Below are 20,417 nucleotides of genomic sequence, written 5' to 3' on the forward strand. Positions count from 1 at the left end.
GTGCTCCAGATCACATCTGTGCCCCTTCTTTCAGGAACCGCGTGCTTGATACAAATTGCCCGCGCGTCCCTGTCCGTCGACGGCTGCGCCCCTCCCCCTTCTTGAACCGCTCCTTTCGCATGCCCTGGGAACGCCCGTGTTCGCCCGCACCACCCCCTGGCCCCTGATCGCCCTCTTCACGGCCGGGTACCTCGCCCCGTACCTCCTGCCCACCACCGTCGGCAGACTCGACGCGGGCCTTCCGCTGACCGCCACCCAAGCCGGTGCCGTGGGCAGCGCGCTGCTGCTCTGCTCGGCCGCGGCGGGCTTCCTGTTCGCCTCGCGCGTCGACCGGATCGGCCCGCGCGTCCTGGCCCGCGCCGGTCTGACCCTCGCCGTCCTCGGCTACGGCGGCGCCGCCCTCACCACCGACGTCCCGGCCGTCGTCGTCGGCGCCCTGCTCGGCGGCTTCGGCTCCGGTACGGCGACGGCGGTCGCCGCGACCGGCATCGCCGCCGAGCGGGACGCGCACCGTACGACCACGGTCGGGCTGCTCGCGGTGTCCGCGCTCGCGGGCGCCGTCTATCTGACGGTCCCGCACCTCGGCGCGGGGCACGGCCAGCCGCTGGCCGCGATCGCCCTCACCGCGCTCGCCGTCTGGCCCCTGACGGGCCGTCTCCCCCGGCGCGTGGGCACCTCACGGGTCCGCCGGGAACGCACCCCGCTGCCCCATCGCCGGGCCGGACTCCTCCTCGCCGCCACGCTGCCCTGCTGGTCCATGGCGCAGAACTCCCTCTGGGGCGTCAGCGGCCGGATCGGGCTGCACCAGGCGCACCTGTCCGAGGCGACCGTCGGCGTGATCTTCGCGATCGCCCTCGGGGCGGGACTGCTCGGCGTGGTCGGCGCGGGCGCCCTCGGGCCGCGGCTCGGCCGGGCGCTGCCCATCGGCGCGGGCACGGTCCTGATCGCCGGGTGCATCGCGCTGAGCGCCTCCGCGACCGACCTGACGACCTTCGCCACCGGCGAGATCGCCTGGAACCTCGCCTACCCGGTCGTCCTGTCGTACGTCCTCGGCCTCGCCGCCTCCCTCGACCCGCGCGGGCGCTGGGCGGTCCTGGTCGGCTCGGCGTCCTCCCTCGGCACGGCGGCGGGTCCCCTGACCGGGAGCCTCCTGTCGGCCCAGGCGGGCTTCCCGGCGATGGGTCTGCTGCTGGCGGCCGGTCTGCTCGTCATCGCCGTCCCGATGACGGCGGTGGCCCTGCGCACCGGGGGCCGCACGGTCACCGTCATGGAGATCCCGGTCGACTCCCCGACCCCGCGGACGACGACGGCGGCGTAAGCGTTTCGCCGAGGGCGCCGTACGAGTTGCCTCCCGCCTGCGGCACCGTCACGGCCGGTCGGCTTCCGGCTGCGGCGCCGTCGTGGCCGATCGCGCAGTTCCCCGCGCCCTCAAGAGGGCGCGGGCCCAGCGGGGGCGGGTGGTCAGAACTCGTACGCGTCCACCTCGGCCAGGTACCTCGCCCGGCGGGCCTCGTCGTGGTTCAGGAAGGACGCGGTGAACGAGTTGCGGGCGAGGAGGCGGAGGCGGTCCTCGGTGAGGCCGAGGGTGTCGCGGACGCCGTCGAAGTTGTCGCCCGCGTAGCCGCCGAAGTAGGCCGGGTCGTCGGAGTTGACCGTGCACAGGAGCCCGGCGTCGAGCATGGCGGGCAGCGGGTGGTCGGCGAGGGTGTCGACCGTGCGCAGGCGGACGTTGGAGAAGGGGCACAGGGTGAGGGGGACCTGGTCGCGGACCAGTCGCTCGACCAGCTCCGGGTCCTCCATGCAGCGCAGCCCGTGGTCGATCCGCTCCGCGCCGAGCACGTCCAGCGCCTCGGTGATGTACTCCGGCGGGCCCTCCTCGCCGGCGTGCGCCACGCGGCGCAGGCCCAGCGCGGCGGCGGCCTCGTACACCTCGCGGAACTTGACCGGCGGATGCCCGACCTCGGCGGAGTCCAGGCCGACGCCGACGATCCGGTCCAGGTAGGGCTTCGCGGCCTCCAGGGTCTCCAGCGCGCTCTCGGCGGACTCGTCCCGCAGGAAGCACATGATGAGCTGGGTGGAGATCCCGTGCCGTGCCTCGCTCTCCCCGAGCGCCCGCCACAGCCCCTCGACGACGGTCCCCAGCGGTACTCCGCGGGCGATGTGCGCCTGCGGGTCGAAGAAGATCTCCGCGTGCCGCACGCCCTGCGCGGCGGCCCGCGCGAGGTAGGCGTCGGCGAGGTCCTCGAAGTCCCGCTCGGTCCGCAGGACCGCCATGAGTTCGTAGTACAGGTCCAGGAAGGACTGGAGGTCCTCGAACTCGTACGCCTTGCTCAGGTCGCCGGCGGTCTCGTAAGGGAGGGCGACGCCGTTGCGGCCCGCGAGCGCGAAGGCGAGCTCCGGTTCCAGGGTGCCTTCGATGTGCAGGTGCAGTTCAGCTTTGGGGAGGGGCATCGAAGTATCGTACGGCGGTTCGGTTAAGGAACATGTCACCGCCGCTTCGGTACCGGCACCCGCAGCAGGTCGTGCGCCACCGTCAGCTCGCCCTCGAAACCGGCCGCCCTGGCCTGCCGCTCGAACTCGTCGGGGTCGGAGTAGCGCTGACTGAAGTGGGTGAGGACCAGGTGTCGTACGCCCGCCTCCCGGGCGACCGCGGCGGCCTGCCCCGCCGTGAGGTGGCCGTGCTCGACGGCGAGGTGGGTGTCCTCGTCCAGGAACGTGGACTCGATGACGAGCAGGTCGCAGCCCTCGGCGAGCGCGTGCACGCCGTCGCAGAGCCGGGTGTCCATGACGAACCCGAACCGCTGCCCGCGCCGCACCTCGCTGACGTCCGCCAGCGTCACCCCGCCCACCGCGCCCTCGCGCTGGATACGGCCCACGTCCGGCCCCTTGACGCCGTGCGCGGCGAGCCGCTCGGGCAGCATGCGGCGCCCGTCGGGCTCGACGAGCCGGTAGCCGTACGACTCGACGGGATGGGACAGCTTGCGGGCCTGGAGGGTGTACGAGCCGGTCACGGCGAGGTCGGTGTCGGCGTCGACCGGCGCCTCGGTGAGCGCGACCGTCTCGCGGTAGGCGGTGGCGTACCGCAGGCGGTCGAAGAAGCGCTGCCCGGAGCGCGGGTAGTGCGCGGTGACCTCGTGCGGGACCCGGTCGAGGTTGATGCGCTGGATGACACCCGCGAGGCCGAGGGAGTGGTCGCCGTGGAAGTGGGTGACGCAGATCCGGTTGAGGTCGTGCGCGGCGACCCCGGCGCGCAGCATCTGCCGCTGCGTGCCCTCACCGGGGTCGAAGAGGATGCCCTCGCCGTCCCAGCGCAGCAGATAGCCGTTGTGGTTGCGGTGCCGGGTGGGGACCTGGCTGGCGGTCCCGAGGACGACGAGTTCGCGTACGGACATCGCGGGCTATCCGGGGGGCCAGTGCAGCCCGCGGCCGGCGAGGACGTGGGCGTGCGCGTGGAAGACGGTCTGCCCGGCGCCGGCACCGGTGTTGAAGACGACGCGGTAGCTCTCCGCCTTGTCCTCGTCGGCGACGGCCTGTGCCTCGCGCAGCACGTCCGCGGCGACCTCGGGCGCGCCCGCGGCGAGCGCGGCGGCGTTCTCGTAGTGCGCCCTGGGGATCACCAGGACATGGGTGGGGGCCTGCGGGCTGATGTCCCGGAAGGCGACGGTGGTCTCCGTCTCCCGCACGATCGTCGCCGGGATCTGTCCCGCGGCGATCTTGCAGAACAGACAGTCGTCCTGGGGTTCCCCTGCCATGTCGGTCCCTTCGGCCAGCTCGATCAGGTGTGGAGGCATCGTATCCAGCGGGCGGGCTACGGCAGCGACGGAGGTGTCCTGGCCGGGGTCGTCTCCAGGGCCTCCAGGGCGATCCTGATCGCCTCGTCGAGCTGGGGGTCGCGGCCCGCGGCGTGGTCCTGCGGCCGTTGGACGACCTCGACGTCCGGGTCGACACCGTGGTTCTCCACGCCCCACTCGTAACCCTCCAGCCAGAACGCGTACTTGGGCTGGGTGACGAGGGTGCCGTCGACGAGGCGGTAGCGGCTGTCGATGCCGATCACGCCGCCCCAGGTACGGGTGCCGACGACGGGGCCGATGCCGAGCGCCTTGATGGCCGCGTTGACGATGTCGCCGTCGGAGCCGGAGAACTCGTTCGCGACGGCCACCACGGGTCCGCGCGGGGAGTCCATCGGGTAGCTGTAGGGCCGCATGCCGCGCGGCACGCCCCAGCCGACGATCCGCCGCGCCAGCTTCTCCACGACGAGCTGGGAGGTGTGGCCGCCCCGGTTCTCCCGCACGTCGACGACGAGGCCCTCGCGGGCGACCTCGACCCGCAGGTCACGGTGGATCTGGGCCCAGCCGGGCGCCTGCATGTCGGGCACGTGGAGATAGCCGAGCCGTCCGTCGGACCGCTCGTGGACGTAGGCCCGCCGGTCCTCGACCCAGGCGTGGTAGCGCAGGGGTTCCTCGTCGGCGACGGGGACGACGACGGCGTGCCGTGACTCGCCGCCGCCGGACGGGGAGACGGTCAGCTCGATCGCCTTGCCCGCCGTGCCGACGAGCAGCGGTCCGGGTCCGGTGACCGGGTCGACGGGCACCCCGCCCACGGCGACGATCGCGTCCCCGGCGCGCACGGCGACCCCGGGCGCGGCGAGCGGGGAGCGGGCGTCGGGGTCGGAGGTCTCGGTGGGCAGGATCCGGTCGATGCGCCAGCTGCCGTCCTCGTGGCGGGAGATGTCGGCGCCCAGCAGCCCCTGCCGGGGTCCGTGGCCGTGGCCGCCGCGCGGGCTGACGTAGGCGTGCGAGGTGCCCAGTTCGCCCTGCACCTCCCACAGCAGGTCGACGAGGTCGTCGTGGGTGGCGACCCGGTCCAGGACCGGCCGGTAGCGGTCCAGGACGCCGGTCCAGTCGACGCCGCTCATGTCGGACCGCCAGAAGTGGTCGCGCATCACGCGGCCGGTCTCCTCGTACATCTGCCGCCACTCGGCCGACGGGTCGCAGGTCTGGCGGATGCGGGAGAGGTCGACGGTGATGTTGGTGTCGCTCTCGCCGTCGTTGGAGGCACGCCGGTCGCTGGGGACGACCTTGAGACGGCCGTCGGTCCACAGCAGGACGCGTTTGCCGTCGCCGCTGACGGCGAAGTGGTCGGCGTCGGCGGCGAGATGCTCCAGGCGCTGCTGGGCGAGGTCGTAGCGTTCCAGCTCGGTCTTGGGGTCGGGGTCGTCCGGGGTGGCCCGGGAGGAGCCGAGGACGCCCTGCACGGGGTGGCGCAGCCACAGCACGCCGTCCTTCGCGGCGCGCAGGGCGGTGTAGCGGCCCGCCTCGACGGGGAACGGCACGATCCGGTCGGCGAGGCCCTCCAGGTCGATCCGGGTGGCGGGGGTGCCCTCGCTGTCGGGCGTCTCGTCCTTGTCGGGCGCCTCGAAGGGGCGTCCGTGGCGCTGCGGGCCGAACGGGGACGGGGTCGTCGCGGCCAGTGTGATCAGGTGCGGGCGGTCGCCGACGACGAAGGCCAGGTCGAAGACGTGCTCGTCGTAGACCGGGTCGAAGGAGCGGCTGGAGAGGAACGCGAGGTGCTTGCCGTCGAGGGTGAAGGCGGGCGCGTAGTCCTGGAAGCGCAGCGGGGTCGCCTCGGTGACCGACAGATCGGTGGTGTTGGCGAGCCGCAGCTGCCGCAGCGGGCGCGGGCCCGGGTGGGACCAGGCGAGCCAGGCCGAGTCGGGCGAGAAGACCAGCCCGGTCACGTCCCCGTCCTCGCTGCGGTCGACCTCGCGGACCTCGCCGGTCTCCCGCTCGACGAGCAGCACCCGGCCGTCGTGCGCGGCGACGGCGGCGCGGCTGCCGTCGGGGGCCATGGCCAGCCCGAGGACCCGGCCGAGCTGTCCGGCGGCGAGGCGGCGCGGGGTGGCGCCGGGGGCGAGTCCGGTGGCGGGCGCGAACTCCAGGGCGTCGTCGCCCTCGGCGTCGGTGACCCAGACGACCCACTCCTCGCCGTCGGCGCGGAAGGTGCGCGGCAGCCGAGCCCGTACGCCGGGTTCGGCGGCCAGGGCGCGGGCGGGGCCGGAGCGGTGGGTCACCCAGTGCACGGCGCCGCGGACGGCGACCGCGCTGCCCCGGGCGGTGTGGTCGGGGGTGGCGGAGCCGAACCAGCGGGCGGCGTCCACCTGGAAGACCTGCCGGTCGGTGCGCTGCCCGCCGAGCCGTACGTCGATCCGGCGCGGCTCGGTGCCTGCCTCCAGGTCGTCCAGGACCCACAGCTCCCCCGCGGACACGTAGGCGACGCGGGTGCCGTCACCGGCGGCGTGGCGGGCGTAGAAGCCGTCGAGAGGGGTGTGGCGACGCAGGTCGGCGCCGTCGGCGAGGGAGGAGTAGAGGGCGCCGACGCCCTCGTGGTCGGAGAGGAAGGCTATGCGCTCCCCCGCCCAGAGGGGGAACTCGATGTTGCCGTCGAGCTCTTCGTGGAGCCGGACGAACTCGCCGTCGCCGTCCCGGTCGATCCACAGCTTCCCGGCGGTGCCGCCCCGGTACCGCTTCCACCAGGCGGCCTCGCGGCCCATGGGAGCGGAGAGCAGGACGGTCGCGGGCCCCTCGGCGACGGCGCCGACCGGGCCGTACGGCAGGACGGTCGAGGGGCCGCCGTCGAGCGGGACGGTGTGCGCCCAGGAGCGGCGCAGGCTGGCCCGGCCGTGGGTGGTGATCGCGAGGACCTGCCCGTCGGCGGTCCAGCCGCGCACCTGGGTGCGCCAGCTCCCCCAGTGCGTGAGCCGCTCGGCGGGTCCGCCGTCGACGGGTGCGACATGCACCTCGGGGGCGCCGTCCCGGGTGGAGGTCCAGGCGACCGCCGTCCCGTCGGGCGAGATGCGCGGGGTGGACACGGGGACGTTGTCGGCGCTGACCCGCCAGGCCCGGCCACCGTCGAGTGGCGCGATCCACACGTCGTCCTCGGCGGTGAACGCGGCCAGATCACCGTGGAGATGCGGATACCGGAGATACGCGGGCGTCACGGGAGGGGTCACCCGGTCACCCTATGCAGCGGCGCGGCCGGCGGACAGGGTTTTGGATCACTTGCCCTGCACGGGACGGCAGTCGGGGTACTTGTCGCACCAGATGGTCTCCGTGACGGTCACGGTGACCGTGCCGCCCTGCGGCTGGTTGTTCACGGGCTCCGGGGTGGCGTTGCAGTTGCCGAGTCCGTTGACCTGGAACCAGGTCTTTCCGTCGACCTTCGCGGTCAACTCCCCTCGCACGCACTGCCCGTTGACGACCCGGGTGATCTTCCCGTCGACCTTGATGTCCTTGCCGTCGGTGGTCTCGCCGGTGCAGTGCACCTCGGCGATCGCGTTCTCGGTCGCCGTCGGGGTGGACCGGGTGCCGTAGGAGGCCTGACAGGTCAGCCAGCGCACGTCGGCCTTCTGCCGCTCCAGTTCCTTCGTCACCGTCTGGTCGGTCGTGTAGGCGACGGACGCGGAGTTCAGCCCCGCGGGGTCGCAGGCGACGGCTCCCGCGCCGACCGCGAGGGCGAGCACCGCCACGGCGGCCCCCCGCTGCCTCCTGGGCCGTCCCCAAATCCGCCTCAATGCACCCATGGAGGGCAGCTTCCCACTGTCCCGCCCGCCGCGGTAGAGCGCATACGGACACTCGTCCCACAATCGAGTGACGCCCACGATCACCGGAGGCACCGATCACCACCGAACCACAGTCCACGGCGCCGGCGCCACCGTTTCGGCGTCGGATACGGATGCTCGTCGACGTCGTCGACGACCCCGACGAAGTGACGTACGTGACGGACGTGTTCGAGCAGCGCGGCTGGACGGTCCGCCCGGCGGAGCCCGGCGAGGCGGCCGAGGCGCCGGCCCACCGCCGGTCGCTGGTGGTGGAGGTGCGCCTGCACGGGGCGCGGTTCGGGGCGCTCAGGACGGCGACGGCGGGCGTGGAACGGCTGGTGCGGCAGGCCGCGTTGGGCGCGTGGGTGCGGGACGCGGCGCTCGTGGAGCACGAGCGGCCCCCGGTGACGACGTATCACGTCCATCGCGTACTGCCGGGCTGGGGCGGGCTGTTGGTCCGGCTGGGCCTCGCCGACGCACAGCGGGCGGTGACCGTCGCGGCGGGTCCGTCGTCCCGGGACGACGCCCGGACCGCGCTGACCGCGCGCGACCTGGGCGGCCGGGCCTTCGATCCCGCCACGCACGAGGTGCGCGTGCCCGCGTACGCGGACGGGAACCCGCCGGGCGACGAGACGGCGCGGGAGCGGCGGGTCCGGCGGGCGTGGACGGCGGCGGGCGGAGCCGGGGCCGTGCTGGCGATCCTGTGCGGGATGTCCCTGGCCTCGGCGGACGGCTGGTGGAGGCTGCTGCCGGCGGTCCTGAGCACGGCGGGTGCGTTGCCGATGGCCCTCACGCTCAAGGAGACGAGGAATCTCGGCCGCCGCGCGCAGTGGGCCGCGGGCCTCGCGGGAACGACCGCGCTGGCGTCCTTCGGTGCGCTGGTGGGCCAGGACACGCGTCCGGAGGATCTGTGGCAGCCGGTGCTGATCGGGGCCGCCGCCGCTTTCGTCGGCATCGGCGTGGTCCTCGCGCTGCGCCGTACCGCTGTCACCCGGCACACGGCCTGGCTGATCCCGCTGTCCGTGCCCGTGCTGTGGCCTCTGGTGGCCTGGCTCGGCGGGCAGATGCACGGCGAGTACCTGAACCGGTTCGACATCCGGGCCGACGCGGTGCCGACGCCGTCGCTGGGCCGGTACATGGCGGCGGCCGAGCCCATGGCGCTCGCGTTCGGCAGTGTGCTGTTCTTCCTGGCGGTGGCGGGCTGGCTGCGGCACTTCCACGCGGGCCGGGATGCCGTGCTGCGGGTCTACGGCATCGTCCTGGGGGCACTGCTGGCCGTTCTCTTCCCCCTCTTCGCGATCGCCCTGGGAGCCGAGCGGGCGACGAGCGCGGCGGACAGGTCGGCCGAACGCGTCGCCGCCCAAGGCGCGGAACCCGCGGACTACTTCGGCCTCCAGGGCAGACTCGTCTGCCTCCGCCCGGTCGACGCCTCCCATCCCCTGCCCGTCGACAACGGCCCCGCCCCCACCGGCCACCCCGTGCTGTCCTTCGGCACCGGCGGCGACTGGATCTGGCTCTGGGACCCGGCCCGTCACGGCAAGGACGTCCAGGAATCGTTCGCGGTACGCCGCGAGGACGTCCAGCTGATCCCGGCGGAAAACCCGAGGACCAGGACGTGCCCGGCGCCCTAGCGTGACCCCGTGCACAACGCACGCCGCCTGTCTCGTACGTGGGCTGCGTGGCGACCGGCCCCGGGAGGGTGCTGAACCTGCGCGGGCCCGGTGTCGTACGGCGTCTCGTCGACGAGGCGACGGAGCGGGGACTGCTGCCGGGGGCGCGGGAGTTGGACGGGTGGGAGTTGTTCGACGCCGTGCTCAGCCGCGGAGCAGGAGCCACTCCTGCAACTCCACCAGGTTGCCCTCCGGGTCCTTGAGGTGGGCGACGCGCATGCGGTCGGTCATGGGGGCGGGGCCGTGCAGCAGGACGGCGCCGCGGGCGGTGATCTGCTCGCAGTAGGCGTCGAGTTCGTCGACCCGGAGCACCACCAGGGAGCGGTGGCCGCTCGCCGCGTCGCCCAGTTCGCCGAGGACTCCGGCTATCATCGACCGGTCCTGGAGGGCGATGCCGGCCGCGCCGACGGTGGGGCTGAACTTCTCGTAGGGCCCCTCGGCCGCGCCGGACTGCGGCTTGAGGCCGAGGACCTCGGCGTAGAAGCGGTAGCAGAGGGGGAAGTCGGAGACGAGCAAGCGTACTTGGGCGAGTTCCACGGCGATCCCCTCGGGGTTCAGGACCAGCGTCCGGTGCGGGTCAGGAGCAGGGCTGCGGCGGCGGTCCCGGCCGTCGACGTGCGCAGCACGGTGGGCCCGAGGACGTAGGGCTTGGCGCCTGCCTCCTCGAAGAGCGCCAACTCGTCCTTGGCGACGCCCCCTTCGGGTCCGACGACGAGCACGATCTCGCCCTCGTCCGGGAGTTGGGCGGTGGCCAGGGCTTCGCTGCCGCGCTCGAAGTCGGAGTGGAGCACGGCGGCGAAGTCGGCCCCGGCGAGCAGCGCGGCGACCTGCTTGGTGCTCGCCGCGTCCGCGACCTCGGGGAAGCGCACCCGGCGGGACTGCTTGCCGGCCTCGCGGGCGGTGGCCCGCCACTTGGCCAGGGCCTTCAGTCCCCGCTCGCCCTTCCACTGGGTGATGCAGCGGGCCGCCTGCCAGGGCACGATGGCGTCGACGCCGGTCTCGGTCATCGTCTCGACGGCGAGTTCCCCGCGGTCGCCCTTGGGGAGGGCCTGGACGACGGTGATGCGGGGCCCGGCCGGGGGTTCCTCGACGACCGAGTCCAGCCGGACGATCAGCCGGTCCTTGCCCTCGGTGCCGACGACGACGCAGTCGGCCCGGCGTCCGGCGCCGTCCGTGAGGACGACGTCCTCGCCGGGCTGGAGCCGCTTCACGGAGACGGCGTGCCGCCCCTCGGGGCCGTCGAGGACGTACCTGCCGGCGCCGTCCGCGTCGAAGTGGTCGACGACGAACACCGCGGCGGTCATCGCAGCTCCCCCTTGCCTGCCGACAACGCTGTCCGGGCGTCGTCGAGTTCGGCGGCCAGCGTGGCCACGAGCTGCCCGGCGGGCAGGCCCCGGGCCATCCAGTGCCCCTGTCCGGCCCACAGCGCCATGCCCTGCGCGTCACCGGCCTTGGCGGCGGCCTTGCGCAGCGGGGAGGTGAGGTGGTGGATCTCGGGGTAGGCGGCGGGCGCGTACGGGCCGTGCTCGCGCAGGAAGCGGTTGACGAGGCCGCGGGCGGGGCGGCCGGAGAACGCGCGGGTGAGTTCCGTGCGGGCGTACAGCGGGTCGGTCAGCGCCTGCTTGTGGACGGCCGCGGCTCCGGACTCGGGGGTGGCGAGGAACGCGGTGCCGAGCTGGGCGGCGCTCGCGCCCGCGGCGAGGACCGCGGCGATCTGGCTGCCCCGCATCAGCCCGCCGGCGGCGACGACGGGGAGGGCGACGGTCTCGCGGATCTGCGCGAGGAGGGAGAGCAGGCCGATGCCCGCGCCCTCGGTCTCCGGGAGGTCCCGGTGGGTGCCCTGGTGGCCGCCCGCCTCCACGCCCTGGGCGATGACGGCGTCGGCGCCGGCCCGCTCGACCGCGAGGGCCTCCTCGGCGGTGGTCGCGGTGACGAAGGTGCGGGTGCCCACGCGGCGCAGGGACTCCAGCGCCTCGGGGGTCGGTACGCCGAAGTGGAAGGAGACCACCGGGACCGGGTTGTCGACGAGCACCGCGAGCTTCGTCTCGTAGCTGTCGTCCCGGCCGCTGTCGGGGTCGCCGAGCTCGGTCTCGTACCAGGCGGCCTCACCGGCGAGCTGGTGGGCGTAGACGTCCACCGCGGCCGGGTCGGCGTGCTCGGGCTGCGGCATGAAGAGGTTCACGCCGAAGGGGCGCGCCGTCAGTCCCCGGATCTGCTTGATCTCCTGGTACATGCCGTCGGTGGTCTTGTAGCCGGCGGCCAGGAACCCGAGTCCGCCGGCCTCGGAGACGGCGGCGGCGAGCTGCGGCACGGAGACGCCGCCTGCCATGGGGGCCTGCACGATCGGGTGCGGGGCGAGATCGGTCAGCGCGGAGGACATGCCCGCATGGTGCCACGTCCTCCGAACAAGACCGAATCGCCCCCCGTCGCCCGGTGAGAACTCAGCCCCTCCGGCGTTTGAGGAGCGGAGGTCCGGGGGCAGCGCCCCCGGGGAAGGGGCGGCGGGGGCGAGGAAAAAGCCCCGGCCGCCACCCCACACCGTCACCGGCCGTTGAACGCGTCCTTCAACCGCGAGAACAGCCCCTGCTGCCCCGGCTGACTGTGCCTGCCCGGGGGACGACCCCCGGACCCCCGGCAGCATCAGCCCAGCCGGCCGCGGCGTTCAGCTCAGCGCCCACCCGCCGTCACCGGCCGTTGAACGCGTCCTTCAACCGTGAGAACAGCCCTTGCTGCCCCGGCTGGAACTGGCCCGTGGGCCGTTCCTCGCCGCGCATCTTGGCCAGCTCGCGCAGTACGCGTTCCTGTTCGGGGTCGAGCTTGGTCGGGGTCTGGACCTCGACATGGACGATGAGGTCGCCGCGCCCGCCGCCCCGCAGGTGGGTGACGCCCCGCCCGTGCAGCGGGATCGACTGCCCGGACTGGGTGCCGGGGCGGATGTCGACCTCCTCCATGCCGTCCAGCGTCTCCAACGGCACCTTCGTGCCGAGGGACGCGGCCGTCATGGGGATCGTCACCGTGCAGTGCAGATCGTCCCCACGCCGCTGGAACATGTTGTGGGGCAGCTCGTGGATCTCGACGTAGAGGTCACCGGCGGGACCGCCACCGGGCCCGACCTCGCCCTCGCCAGCGAGCTGGATCCGTGTGCCGTTGTCGACACCGGCCGGGATCTTGACGGTGAGCGTGCGGCGGGACCGCACCCGTCCGTCGCCCGCGCACTCGGGGCACGGGGTCGGGACGACCGTGCCGAACCCCTGGCACTGCGGGCAGGGCCGCGAGGTCATGACCTGGCCGAGGAAGGACCGGGTGACCTGGGAGACCTCACCGCGGCCCCGGCACATGTCACACGTCTGGGCCGAGGTGCCCGGCGCCGCGCCCTCACCGCTGCACGTGGTGCAGACGATCGCCGTGTCGACCTGGATGTCCTTGGTCGTGCCGAAGGCCGCCTCGTCGAGCTCGATCTCCAGCCGGATCATCGCGTCCTGGCCGCGCCGGGTGCGCGAGCGCGGGCCGCGCTGGGACGCCGTACCGAAGAACGCGTCCATGATGTCCGAGAAGTTGCCGAAGCCGCCCGCGCCGAAGCCGCCGGCGCCTCCGCCGCCCGCCTGGGACAGGGGGTCGCCGCCGAGGTCGTAGACCTGCTTCTTCTGCGGATCCGACAGGACCTCGTAAGCGGCGTTGATCTCCTTGAACCGCTCCTGGGTCTTCGGATCGGGGTTGACGTCCGGGTGCAGCTCGCGGGCGAGCCGACGGAACGCCTTCTTGATCTCATCCTGCGACGCGTCGCGGCGCACGCCGAGAACGGCGTAGTAGTCCGTGGCCACTTACGACTCCGCCAGGATCTGTCCGACGTACCGTGCCACTGCGCGTACCGCTCCCATCGTTCCCGGGTAATCCATGCGGGTCGGTCCGACCACGCCGAGCTTGGCTACTGCCTCGCCGCCCGAACCGTAGCCGACCGAGACCACGGACGTGGAGTTGAGTCCCTCATAGGCGTTCTCATGCCCGATGCGTACGGTCATGCCCGAATCCCCGGCCTCACCAAGCAACTTGAGAAGCACGACCTGCTCCTCCAGCGCTTCGAGGACCGGACGGATCGTGAGGGGAAAGTCATGTCCGAAGCGGGTGAGATTGGCGGTGCCGCCGATCATCAGCCGCTCCTCGTTCTCCTCGACGAGTGTCTCCAGCAGGGTGGAGAGCACGGTCGAGACGGTGCCGCGGTCCTCGACGTCGAAGCTCTCGGGCAGGTCCTCGACCAGCCGCGGGACGTCACTGAACCGGCGTCCGGCGACCCGGCTGTTGAGCCGCGCCCGCAGGTCCGCGAGCGAGGTCTCCCCGAAGGGCGCCGGGCAGTCGACCATGCGCTGCTCGACCCGGCCGGTGTCGGTGATGAGGACGAGCATCACGCGCGCGGGGGCGAGCGAGAGCAGTTCCACATGCCGCACGGTCGAGCGGGTCAGCGACGGGTACTGCACGACGGCCACCTGCCGGGTGAGCTGCGCGAGCAGCCGTACCGTGCGGGCGACCACGTCGTCGAGGTCGACGGCGCCGTCGAGGAAGTGGTGGATGGCGCGCCGCTCGGGCGCGGACATCGGTTTGACGGCGGCGAGCTTGTCGACGAAGAGCCGGTAGCCCTTGTCGGTGGGGATGCGCCCGGCGCTGGTGTGCGGCTGGGCGATGAACCCCTCGTCCTCCAGGGCGGCCATGTCGTTGCGGATGGTCGCCGGGGAGACGCCGAGGTTGTGCCGCTCGGTGAGGGCCTTGGACCCCACCGGCTCCTCGGTGCCCACGTAGTCCTGGACGATGGCGCGCAGCACCTTGAGTCTGCGTTCACTCAGCATCGCGCACACCTCCAGAAGTCGATCCCTTGGCACTCTGTACCCCCGAGTGCCAGCATTCCCCGGCCAGTGTACGGCGGTGGGGTGCCGTGCGGGCAAGGTCGGTCCCGCTGCGGGTGCCCGTACCGTTAGCGTCGCCGCATGACGGTGACTTGGGAAGAGCTGGGGTGGGAGCGGCTGGCGGCCGGGGTGGGCCGGTGCCGCCTCCCCGGCTGGGACTGCACGGCGGGGCTGGTGACCGGCGCGGGGGCGGCGCTGGTGGTCGACGCGGGGTCGAGCGTGGCGGAGGGGACACGGCTGCGGGCGCGGGCGGAGGCCCTCGCGGGCGGCCCTGTGACCCATCTCGCTCTGACCCACCCGCACTTCGACCATGTCTTCGGGGCGGCGGCGTTCGCGGACGCGGAGCTGTTCGCGCCGGTGGGCATGGACACGCTGCTGGAGCAGCGGCAGGCGCGGGACGAGCTGCGGGCGGACGCGGTCGGCAATGGCCTGGAACCGTCGCTGGCGGCCGAGGCGGCCGGCGCGCTGCCCCGCCCCCGGCATCTGGTGTCCGGCGAGTGGACGCTCGATCTCGGCGGCGGCCGTCAGGTGCTGCTGGCGAACGTCGGCCCGGGGCACACCGCGCACGATCTGGCGGTCCTGGTGCCCGGCTCCCCCGAGGTGGTCTTCTGCGGTGACCTGGTCGAGGAGTCCGACGATCCTCAGGCGGGCCCGGACGCGGTGCCGTCCCGCTGGCCGGCGGCGCTGGACCGGCTGCTCGCGCTGGGCGGCGAGGACGCGCTGTACGTGCCCGGTCACGGTGCGGTGGTGGACGCGGCGTTCGTCCGGGCCCAGCGGGACGCGCTGGCGGCGCGTTTCGGCGTGTCGCGGTGACGGCCGCGGCGCTTCTCCTATCGTCATCCGAATGCGCCAGTACTCCGCCGATCTGACCCCTCCCTGGAAGAAGCCGAAGCCCGTCCCCGAGGTCCCGGCGGAGCCCGGCCTGGTGGTCGAGGAGCCCGGCACCGGTTTCTGCGGTGCGGTGATCCGCTGCGAGGCGGGCACGGTCACCCTGGAGGACCGCTTCGGCAAGCACCGGGTGTTCCCGCTGGAGCCCCGCGGCTTCCTGCTGGAGGGCCGGGTCGTCACCCTGGTCCGCCCCTCGGGCGCCGCCCCCGCGCGGCCCGCCCGCACGGCCTCCGGTTCGGTGGCCGTCCCCGGCGCCCGCGCCCGGGTCGCCCGCGCCGGCCGGATCTACGTCGAGGGACGGCACGACGCCGAGCTCGTCGAGAAGGTCTGGGGCGACGACCTGCGCATCGAGGGCGTGGTCGTGGAGTACCTGGAGGGCGTCGACGACCTTCCCTCGATCGTGGCCGAATTCGCTCCCGGCCCCGACGCCCGGCTCGGTGTCCTGGTGGACCATCTCGTGCCCGGCACGAAGGAGTGGCGCATCGCCGAACAGGTCACCAGCGAGCACGCCCTGGTCGTCGGCCACCCGTACATCGACATCTGGGAGGCCGTGAAGCCGTCCTCCCTGGGCATCGACGCCTGGCCGCGCGTCCCGCGCGGGCAGGACTGGAAGACCGGCGTGTGCCGGGCGGTGGGCTGGCCGGCCGACAACACGGGCGCGGTCTGGCAGGCGATCCTGGCCCGCGTGGGCTCCTACCGGGACCTGGAGCCGGAACTCCTGGGCCGCGTGGAGGAGCTGATCGACTTCGTGACCGGCTCCCCCGGCTGATCAGTCCACCAGGTCCCTGACGACCGCGTCCGCCAGCAGCCGCCCCCGCAGGGTCAGTACGGCTCGCCCCTCGTCGTACGACGGCTGGTCCAGGAGGCCGTCGGACAGGGCGCGGCGGGATGCCCTGAGGCCCTCCTCGTGGAGCAGGTCCAGCGGTACGCCCTCGCGCAGGCGCAGCTCCAGCAGGATGCGCTCGACCCTGCGGTCCTCGTCCGAGAGGAGTTCGCGGCCCGCGCCGGGGGAACGGCCCTCCGCCAGCGCCGCCGCGTACGCGCCCGGGTGCTTCACGTTCCACCAGCGGACCCCGCCCACGTGGGAGTGGGCGCCGGGGCCCGCGCCCCACCAGTCGGCGCCGCGCCAGTACAGCTCGTTGTGGAGGCAGCGGCCCGCGTCGGAGGTGGCCCAGTTGGAGACCTCGTACCAGTCGAAACCCGCGCCGGTGAGGACGTCCTCGGCGATGAGGTACCGGTCCGCGTGGACGTCGTCGTCGGTCATGGGGACCTCGCCGCGGCGGATGCGGCGGGCGAGCTGGGTGCCCTCCTCGACGATCAGCGCGTAGGCGGAGACGTGGTCGGGGCCGGCGCCGATCGCGGCGTCCAGGGAGGCCCGCCAGTCGTCGTCGGACTCGCCGGGGGTGCCGTAGATCAGGTCGAGGTTGACGTGGTCGAAGCCGGCCGCGCGGGCCTCCGCGACACAGGCCTCCGGACGGCCCGGGGTGTGGGTGCGGTCGAGGACCTTCAGGACGTGCTGCCGGGCGCTCTGCATGCCGAAGGAGATCCGGTTGAAGCCGCCCTCCCGGAGCGTGGCGAGATACGCCGCGTCCACCGACTCCGGGTTCGCCTCCGTGGTGATCTCGGCGTCCGGCGCGAGGCCGAACTCGTCCCGGATCGCCGCCAGCATCCGGACGAGGTCCTCGGCAGCCAGCAGGGTCGGCGTGCCGCCGCCGACGAAGACCGTGCGCACGGGGCGGTCGTCGGCGCCGAGCACCTTGCGGGCCAGCCGGATCTCGTCGGTCAGGGTGTCCGCGTAGTTGTCGCGGGAGGCGAGTACGCCGCCCGTGCCGCGCAGCTCGGTGGCCGTGTAGGTGTTGAAGTCGCAGTAACCGCAGCGGGTCGCGCAGTACGGGACGTGCAGGTAGAAGCCGAGGGGCCGGTCGGCGGACCCGGCGAACGCGGACGCGGGCAGCGCACCGTCGTCGGGGACGGGCTCACCGTCGGGGAGTGCGGAAGGCATGCCTTCCATTGTCCAGGAAGCGGGGACGGTCCCGACATCGATACGGGGCCGGCGCCCGGGAGCCGGGGCGGTGCGGGTGCCCGGAGAAACGGAAGCGGTGCCGGTGCCCGGGAAGCCGGGACGGGACCAATACCAATACCGGTACCGGTACCGGGGAGACGGCCGGACCTGGCGCGCGGGCAGCGCGGCCGGGGCCGTTACCGGTGCCGGGAAGACGGCCGGAACCGGCGCCCGGGAATCGCGGCCGGGGGCCAGGGCCGGCACCCCGGAATCACGGCCGGGACCGGTGTCCGGGAAGCCAGGCCGGGACCCGTGGGGGAAGTACGACCGGAGTCGGCGCCTGCGTGCGGGTGGCGTGGCCGCCATCGGAGAGTGCGGGTCACTCCGCCTGGAGTACCAGCAGTGCCAGGTCGTCCTCCGGAGGACGCACGCCGAACTCGTGGACGAGGCGTTTGATGCGTTCGGCGATGAGGGGCGCGGTCAGGCCGGCGCAGCCGGTGAGCGCGGCGGCGAGTCCGTCGGCGTCGTCGAACTGGCGGGGGCCGCAGCGCCGCTCGGTGACGCCGTCGGTGACGCACAGCAGGGTGTCGCCGGGGAGCAGGTCGAAGGTCTCGCTGACGTACGTCTCGTCCTCGACGACGCCGAGGAGGGTCTGCGGGTGGGCGGCGCCGCGGACCTCGCCGCCCGCGCCGAGCAGCAGCGGCAGGGGGTGGCCGGCGGAGGCGACCGTGCAGCGCACCCCGCCCTCGAAGGGGACCAGCTCGCCGTAGAGGAGGGACAGGAAGCGGGTCTGGGGGCCGTCGCCGGGCGGCAGCGGACGCGCCCCGGCGGAGACGAGGGCGCGGGCCGCCGCGTCGGCGGCCTCGGTGGCGTCGTCGAGGAGGAGCTGGTTGAGGCGGTCGAGGACGTCGGCGACGCGGTAGCCCTCGCGGGCGAGGAGGCGCAGCCAGGGGCGGGCGAGGCCGATGACGACGGCCGCCTCGGGGCCCTTGCCCTGGACGTCGCCGAGCGCGAAGCACCAGCGGCCGTCGCCGGCCGGGAACAGGTCGTAGAAGTCGCCGCTGGGCCCGTTCTGGTCGTGGGGCTCGTAGACGAGGGCGCTGTGCAGGCCGGGGATCTCGGCGACCGCGCCGGGCAGCAGGCCGCGCTGGAGGACGGCGCTGATGGTGGCCTGGCGGGCGTACTGGCGGGCGGCGCCGATGGCGAGCGCGACGCGGCGGCCGAGGTCCTCGACGAGCCCGGTGACCTCGTCGGGGAAGCGCGGCAGTCCGGCGCGGCCGATGACGAGCGTGCCCAGCGGCCGTCCGCCCGCGATCAGGCGGTACGACAGGGCGGCGCCGTGGGTGCCGTCGCGGCCGAGGGTCTCGCCGGGCCAGGGGTAGGGCACGGGGCCGGAGCGGGGTGGTCCGGAGGGGCGGGGCGGGTCCTTGTCGAGGGCGCGGCGCAGGTCCTCGATGAGGGCCTCGTTGCCGTGCCAGACGCGGGCGAGGCGGGGTCCGGCGCCGCCGACGCCGTCGGCGCCCCAGTCGCCGCGGCCCATCAGCTCGTCCTCCAGCCAGACCGCGCACCAGTCGGCGAGCCGGGGCACGATGAGCTGTCCGGCGAGCGCGGCCACCAGGTTCTCGTCGAGCTGTCCGGCGAGCAGGTCGGAGGCCTCGGCGAGGAAGGACAGGGCGCCGCGGTGGAGCCACTCCCGGTCGCGTTCGGCGCGCTGGGGTTCGGGGGCGAGGTGCTGGGCGACACCGAGGCCGCTCTCGCCGGTCTCCCCCGCGCCCGTGCCGTCCGCGGTGAGGCGGGCCCACACGGTCTTGGCGCCCTTGCGGTAGGTGACGCCCCAGGACTCGGCGAGGGTGGCGACCAGGCGCAGGCCGCGGCCGTGCTCGGGCGCCTCGTAGGCGGGTTCGGGGTCCGCGCCGCGCGGGGCGCGGGAGGGGTGCTGGTCGGTGACCTCGACGAGGAGCCCGCCGAGGTCGTCGAGGCGGCACTCCAGCTCGATGTCGGTGCCGGCGTGGACGACCGCGTTGGTGACGAGTTCACTGACGACCACGAGGAGGTCGTCGACGAGCCGGTCGGTGAGCAGTTCCGTTCCGGGCAGGGCGAGTTCGGTCCATTCGGTGAGCGAGGCCCGGGCGAGCGCGCGGGCGGCGCCGGGCGCCAGGGAGCTGCCGGTGAGGTGGGTGCGGGCCCGGGGGCACGGCGGCGCGGGCGCGTCGCCGGCACGGGGATCCGTCTCCCGTTGCGTCGGAATGACCCCCATGTCCAGCTCCCTGGGCAGTTCGCACGAATACGCCTCAGCCGATGCGGACAGAGTGACAGACTGACTGCGCCCATAAGCGCCGAGTTACCGAAGTGGGCCGCCATGAGTGAGAACAGTGCTACACGTGTGCTCGAAGACGGACACGAAGAGGACCGGATCCGGGCATCGGATCTGCGCCCCCTGCTCGCCGCGATGACCGCCGCGCGCGACGGACACTTCACGAAGGTGTCGGAAACCGGCCAGGGGCTCACCGCGGAACTGACCGCGATGTTCAACCAACTGGTCGACCGGGACCTTCACTTCACCACGGAAGTGCAACGCGTCAAGCGGGAGCTGGTGCGGCACGGCCGGCTGGACGAGCGGCTGTCGCCGAGCCCGGGCGCGGGTGCCTGGGCGGCCCGGGTGGGCGATGTGAACGCGCTGCTGGACGCTTTGGTGGCCCCGGCGGCGAACGCGACGCGCGTGCTGGACGCGGTGGCCGGGGGCGATCTGACCCAGCGGGTGGATCTGCACGACGGCAACCGGCAGTTACGCGGGGATCTGCGCAGGCTGGGCCGGGCCGTGAACAAGATGGTCGACCAGTTGTCGCTGTTCACCGGCGAGGTGACCCGGGTGGCCCGTGAGGTGGGCACCGAGGGGCGACTGGGCGGGCGCGCCAAGGTGCAGGGTCTGTCCGGCAGTTGGCGGGACGTGACCGAGGCGGTGAACACGATGGCGTCCCGGCTGACCGCTCAGGTGCGTGACATCGCCCTGGTGACGACGTCGGTGGCGCGCGGCGACCTGACCCGTACGGTCACGGTCGAGGCCACGGGTGAGCTGCTGGAGCTGAAGCTGACCGTGAACACGATGGTCGACCAGCTCTCCGCGTTCGCCGACGAGGTCACCCGGGTGGCCCGTGAGGTGGGCACCGAGGGGCAGTTGGGCGGCCGGGCGCAGGTGCGGGGCGTGTCGGGGGTGTGGAAGGACCTCACCGACAACGTCAACTTCATGGCCTCGAACCTGACCTCGCAGGTCCGCAACATCGCCCAGGTGACCACCGCCGTCGCCAACGGCGACCTCAGCCAGAAGATCACGGTGGACGCGCAGGGCGAGATCCTGGAGCTGAAGT

General features: G+C 73.5%; 17 protein-coding genes. 5 read left to right on the forward strand and 12 right to left on the reverse strand.

Going from position 1 to position 20,417, the window contains the following annotated elements; all coding sequences use genetic code 11:
• Positions 1–136: 136 nt before the first annotated feature.
• On the forward strand, positions 137–1,318 hold the full coding sequence (locus ACIPSE_RS01000) for an MFS transporter (RefSeq protein ID WP_401655989.1): 1,182 nt from the start codon (positions 137–139) through the stop codon (positions 1,316–1,318).
• Positions 1,319–1,461: 143 nt separating this feature from the next.
• On the opposite strand, the gene ACIPSE_RS01005 is transcribed toward ACIPSE_RS01000, so the two are convergent.
• From ACIPSE_RS01005 to ACIPSE_RS01025, 5 genes are read right to left on the reverse strand one after another with little or no spacing between them, the layout of a single operon-like run.
• Entirely contained in the window at positions 1,462–2,451 is a 990-nt protein-coding gene (locus ACIPSE_RS01005; RefSeq protein ID WP_401655991.1) for an adenosine deaminase, read from the reverse strand.
• Positions 2,452–2,486: 35 nt separating this feature from the next.
• On the reverse strand, positions 2,487–3,392 hold the full coding sequence (locus ACIPSE_RS01010; RefSeq protein ID WP_401655993.1) for a ribonuclease Z: 906 nt from the start codon (positions 3,390–3,392) through the stop codon (positions 2,487–2,489).
• A gap of 6 nt (positions 3,393–3,398) precedes the next feature.
• Positions 3,399–3,752, reverse strand: a complete 354-nt coding sequence (locus ACIPSE_RS01015) for a histidine triad nucleotide-binding protein (RefSeq protein ID WP_401657616.1) — start codon at positions 3,750–3,752, stop codon at positions 3,399–3,401.
• A gap of 56 nt (positions 3,753–3,808) precedes the next feature.
• Positions 3,809–7,009, reverse strand: a complete 3,201-nt coding sequence (locus tag ACIPSE_RS01020; RefSeq protein WP_401655995.1) for a S41 family peptidase — start codon at positions 7,007–7,009, stop codon at positions 3,809–3,811.
• Between the two features lie 45 nt (positions 7,010–7,054).
• Positions 7,055–7,579: a hypothetical protein gene (locus ACIPSE_RS01025; protein WP_401655997.1), complete on the reverse strand. Its 525-nt coding sequence runs from the start codon at positions 7,577–7,579 to the stop codon at positions 7,055–7,057.
• A 152-nt stretch (positions 7,580–7,731) separates the two neighbouring features.
• Between ACIPSE_RS01025 and ACIPSE_RS01030 the strand changes: the two genes are divergently transcribed.
• Positions 7,732–9,228 carry a hypothetical protein gene (locus ACIPSE_RS01030; RefSeq protein WP_401655999.1) on the forward strand — a complete coding sequence of 499 codons (1,497 nt, stop codon included), beginning with the start codon at positions 7,732–7,734 and terminating at the stop codon, positions 9,226–9,228.
• 183 nt (positions 9,229–9,411) lie between these two features.
• Here the strand turns inward: ACIPSE_RS01030 and ACIPSE_RS01035 are convergent, their stop codons facing one another.
• The 5 genes from ACIPSE_RS01035 to hrcA all read right to left on the reverse strand — a co-directional run bounded on the left by ACIPSE_RS01035 (position 9,412) and on the right by hrcA (position 14,105).
• The gene (locus ACIPSE_RS01035) at positions 9,412–9,804 is read right to left on the reverse strand and encodes a VOC family protein (RefSeq protein ID WP_401656002.1); all 393 of its coding nucleotides are present in this window, start codon (positions 9,802–9,804) and stop codon (positions 9,412–9,414) included.
• Positions 9,805–9,821: 17 nt separating this feature from the next.
• Positions 9,822–10,571 (reverse strand): 16S rRNA (uracil(1498)-N(3))-methyltransferase, encoded by a 750-nt coding sequence (locus ACIPSE_RS01040; RefSeq protein WP_401656004.1) that lies wholly within the window; start codon positions 10,569–10,571, stop codon positions 9,822–9,824.
• Entirely contained in the window at positions 10,568–11,647 is a 1,080-nt protein-coding gene (locus tag ACIPSE_RS01045; RefSeq protein WP_401656006.1) for a nitronate monooxygenase, read from the reverse strand. The genes ACIPSE_RS01040 and ACIPSE_RS01045 overlap by 4 nt, the downstream gene beginning before the upstream one ends.
• A gap of 304 nt (positions 11,648–11,951) precedes the next feature.
• Positions 11,952–13,088: a molecular chaperone DnaJ gene (dnaJ, locus tag ACIPSE_RS01050; protein WP_401656008.1), complete on the reverse strand. Its 1,137-nt coding sequence runs from the start codon at positions 13,086–13,088 to the stop codon at positions 11,952–11,954.
• Positions 13,089–14,105, reverse strand: coding sequence for a heat-inducible transcriptional repressor HrcA (gene hrcA / locus ACIPSE_RS01055; RefSeq protein ID WP_401656010.1), 1,017 nt, complete (start codon positions 14,103–14,105; stop codon positions 13,089–13,091).
• A 138-nt stretch (positions 14,106–14,243) separates the two neighbouring features.
• On the opposite strand from hrcA, the gene ACIPSE_RS01060 reads away from it, so the two are divergent.
• Both ACIPSE_RS01060 and ACIPSE_RS01065 read left to right on the forward strand, forming a co-directional pair.
• Complete coding sequence (locus tag ACIPSE_RS01060; protein ID WP_401656012.1) at positions 14,244–14,975, forward strand: MBL fold metallo-hydrolase; 732 nt, start codon at positions 14,244–14,246, stop codon at positions 14,973–14,975.
• Between the two features lie 31 nt (positions 14,976–15,006).
• Positions 15,007–15,819 carry a DUF3097 domain-containing protein gene (locus ACIPSE_RS01065; RefSeq protein ID WP_401656014.1) on the forward strand — a complete coding sequence of 271 codons (813 nt, stop codon included), beginning with the start codon at positions 15,007–15,009 and terminating at the stop codon, positions 15,817–15,819.
• On the opposite strand, the gene hemW is transcribed toward ACIPSE_RS01065, so the two are convergent.
• Positions 15,820–17,052, reverse strand: a complete 1,233-nt coding sequence (gene hemW / locus ACIPSE_RS01070; RefSeq protein WP_401656016.1) for a radical SAM family heme chaperone HemW — start codon at positions 17,050–17,052, stop codon at positions 15,820–15,822.
• 379 nt (positions 17,053–17,431) lie between these two features.
• Entirely contained in the window at positions 17,432–19,309 is a 1,878-nt protein-coding gene (locus ACIPSE_RS01075) for a SpoIIE family protein phosphatase (RefSeq protein ID WP_401656018.1), read from the reverse strand.
• Positions 19,310–19,411: 102 nt separating this feature from the next.
• Here ACIPSE_RS01075 and ACIPSE_RS01080 point away from each other — a divergent pair.
• Positions 19,412–20,417 (forward strand): HAMP domain-containing protein (locus ACIPSE_RS01080; protein WP_401656020.1); only part of this gene is annotated, 1,006 nt, incomplete at its 3' end.

Source organism: Streptomyces sp. NPDC090106, from assembly GCF_044747265.1.
In the GTDB taxonomy this organism is placed as follows: Bacteria; Actinomycetota; Actinomycetes; order Streptomycetales; family Streptomycetaceae; genus Streptomyces.

Excerpts from the sequence above, each read along its gene's own strand:
- ACIPSE_RS01025 (WP_401655997.1), bottom strand. The coding sequence starts at position 7,579 with ATGGGTGCATTGAGGCGGATTTGGGGACGGCCCAGGAGGCAGCGGGGG.
- hrcA (WP_401656010.1), bottom strand. The coding sequence starts at position 14,105 with ATGCTGAGTGAACGCAGACTCAAGGTGCTGCGCGCCATCGTCCAGGAC.
- ACIPSE_RS01075 (WP_401656018.1), bottom strand. The coding sequence starts at position 19,309 with ATGGGGGTCATTCCGACGCAACGGGAGACGGATCCCCGTGCCGGCGAC.
- ACIPSE_RS01030 (WP_401655999.1), top strand. The coding sequence starts at position 7,732 with ATGCTCGTCGACGTCGTCGACGACCCCGACGAAGTGACGTACGTGACG.
- hemW (WP_401656016.1), bottom strand. The coding sequence starts at position 17,052 with ATGCCTTCCGCACTCCCCGACGGTGAGCCCGTCCCCGACGACGGTGCG.
- ACIPSE_RS01040 (WP_401656004.1), bottom strand. The coding sequence starts at position 10,571 with ATGACCGCCGCGGTGTTCGTCGTCGACCACTTCGACGCGGACGGCGCC.
- ACIPSE_RS01015 (WP_401657616.1), bottom strand. The coding sequence starts at position 3,752 with ATGGCAGGGGAACCCCAGGACGACTGTCTGTTCTGCAAGATCGCCGCG.
- ACIPSE_RS01045 (WP_401656006.1), bottom strand. The coding sequence starts at position 11,647 with ATGTCCTCCGCGCTGACCGATCTCGCCCCGCACCCGATCGTGCAGGCC.
- ACIPSE_RS01060 (WP_401656012.1), top strand. The coding sequence starts at position 14,244 with ATGACGGTGACTTGGGAAGAGCTGGGGTGGGAGCGGCTGGCGGCCGGG.
- ACIPSE_RS01005 (WP_401655991.1), bottom strand. The coding sequence starts at position 2,451 with ATGCCCCTCCCCAAAGCTGAACTGCACCTGCACATCGAAGGCACCCTG.
- ACIPSE_RS01010 (WP_401655993.1), bottom strand. The coding sequence starts at position 3,392 with ATGTCCGTACGCGAACTCGTCGTCCTCGGGACCGCCAGCCAGGTCCCC.
- ACIPSE_RS01065 (WP_401656014.1), top strand. The coding sequence starts at position 15,007 with ATGCGCCAGTACTCCGCCGATCTGACCCCTCCCTGGAAGAAGCCGAAG.